The 2,590-nt window shown below is 58.5% G+C and carries 1 protein-coding gene; it reads left to right on the top strand.

Annotated elements, in window-relative coordinates:
- A partial coding sequence (locus QZ460_RS10185) for an SH3 domain-containing protein (protein WP_290541470.1) occupies positions 1-2,590 on the top strand: 2,590 nt, incomplete at both ends.

The raw sequence follows: 2,590 nt of genomic DNA, 5'->3' as shown, positions 1-2,590 counted from the left end.
AGCAGCCAACAGAAAATCCTGCCCAGCAGCCCACGGAAGAACCGGTTGAGCAGCAGACAGAAGAGCCGGGCAATATGGAATTCCCGCTGTATGGCATCACGCTTGAACAGGAAAATAATGTAGCCATCGCGCTGCGTGAGTCGCCCGGCGCAGAGCTGCCTCAGAGCGGCGCCATTCCGATGATCAGCAGACCGACCCCGGTGAAGATCACCGAACAGCAGGACGGACCGGATGGTCAGAAATGGTACAGGGTTGAGAATCTTTCTAATGACGAAAGCGGCTACGTTGAAGCCTTCAAGGTTCGAGTGACAACGAAGGAAGAGGCGGAAGGAGCCGTTGAAAAGCCGGAAGCGACAATCGCTCCGATCGAGACGCCGCCGCCCACCCCGACGCAAAGCCCCGAACCCACGCCCACCCCGACACCTGTTCCGCAGGAGCTGGTGGAAGGCAGTGTTTATCACTACGGCTACAATATCGGCAGGCAGGTGGCTCTGCGAGCCGAACCGAAGTCCAACGGCAAGGAAATCACGAGGCTGAAAGCCGGAACAATCCTGTGGGTCATGGAGCGCAGCGAAGGCGATGCGGAAAATGCATGGTGCCGCGTGCGCGTCAACAGCAAGGAAGGCTACATCATGGCCAAGTTCGTTCAGCTGATGGGTGTAGAGGAAGAAGCGGCATACATTGCCACCCTCGATGATCCCGAACTGCCGCCCGAACCGACCCAGAAGCCGACCGAGGAGCCGACAGCCACGCCGGAGCCGACAGCCACGCCGGAGCCCACGGCTACCCCTGCTCCGCAGGCACTCGATCTGTATGCACGCATTCTCTCTAACGATACGGAACTGCGTTCCAACGCGAACGAGAATGCGCTGATTCAGAAGATGATGCAGGCTGAACAGGTTGTGCATGTGAATCAGAGCATGGTGTCAGCAGACGGTACTACATGGTATCAGGTGCAGCATGAAAACGACTGGGGCTATGTACAGGCCGATCGCGTGCGCGTGATGGGCGAGCAGGAAGTCAAGGAATACTTTGATGCCCATGCTACCCCGACCCCGTCGGCTGAGCCGACGGCCACGCCGGAACCCACCGCAACGCCTGTTCCGCAGAAAATTGATGCGTACGCCTATATTGTCCAGGACAATACACCGCTTCGCGGCAATCCGTCCCCGGACGCGTATTTGCAGACCATTCTCAAAAAGAACGAAGTTGTACATATTTTCCAGAGCCAGATTGCTGAGGACGGCATGACCTGGTATCTGGTTCAGTACGGCGGCAATTGGGGCTTTGTGCGCGCCGACCTGGCCCGCATGATGAACGAAGAAGAAACGCGCGCTTACCTTGCTGAACTGGAAGCGGCAGAAGCTACGCCCACGCCGCTTCCGCAGGCTACACCCGAACCGATGGGCCCCAATGCAACCAGTGCCTATGCAAAGCTTGTGAAAGACAGCGTTAATCTTCGCCGCACGCCGTCCGTGTCGGGCACGTCTTTGGGACGAATTCCGCAGAATACGCTGCTCATGGTTCTGGGCAGCGAGTGGGATGGTACATATACCTGGTATCAGGTCAACTACAATGGACAGGATGGCTATGTCCGCAGCGACATGGCAAAGATGCTGACCATTGGCGAGCTGATGGAGCATCTTGCTCAGCAGCAACAGCAGCAGCCTTCCAGACCGGGTGTGTCCACGACCCCCAATAGAGACAACAACGTCAGCCACACCATCAACGGCAAGCCGCTGGCGGACAATGTTCTGCCGACAGAACCGTGGAAGCCGCCGGTCATTGACGGCATGCCTTCCTACACCCAGCCAACGGCAGACCCGAATGCTACCCCGACGCCGATGCCCCCGGAAAAACCGGCGGCGCTGGTGGGCAGCTTTGGTGATCTGAAGGTCATGAATGTCCCGGCACTCGTCAAGGACGGCACGTTTACCGTCTATGGCACGACAATTCCGTTCGCTACGGTGACGGCGACTGTCGATGTGCCTGTTGCCGCAAACAAGACCGCACGTGTTGAGCTGATTGCTTCCGCGATTGCTGAGCAAACGGCCAAACGCACCGTTGGTCAGACGGCGGCAGATGGTCAGGGCCGCTTCACCATGGACGTGAAGCTCCCGCAGGTTGGTGAATATATCGTTGAGTTTGCTTCAAACAACTCCTATGCCCGTTATGGCGTCACCTACGATGACGGAACAACGCCGGTGCCGGAAGCAACGCTGACGCCTGATCTGGCGACACCGCAGCCGATTGAAGAAGAGAGCGGCGGCATGGGTATCCTGCCGTTTGTCATCGGCGGTCTGGTTGTTGTGATCGCAGCCGCGGGTTATGGCGTGTATGTTTACCGCCGCAAGACTGAAGAGGACGAAGAAGAAGAGGACGAAGAGGACGAGGAAAGGACGCTTCGCGAAGAGCAGTTCATGCGCAGCCGCCGCAGCACAATGACGCCGCCGGCCGCGCCGCAAACGCCGCGCAGCACCGAAGTTCCGTCCTACATGCGCAACGAAGAAAACCCGTATGCGCCGGTTCGTCCGCAGGAGACGGAGATGCCGACAATGCCGGAAGAGCCGATGATGCCGGAGATGCCGAC

Origin of the sequence: Alistipes sp. (genome assembly GCF_020026455.1) — a bacterium.
Classification (GTDB): Bacteria; Bacteroidota; Bacteroidia; order Bacteroidales; family Rikenellaceae; genus Alistipes.
Note: the sequence above shows the minus strand (reverse complement) of the source record. Positions and strands in the feature narration are given on the sequence as shown.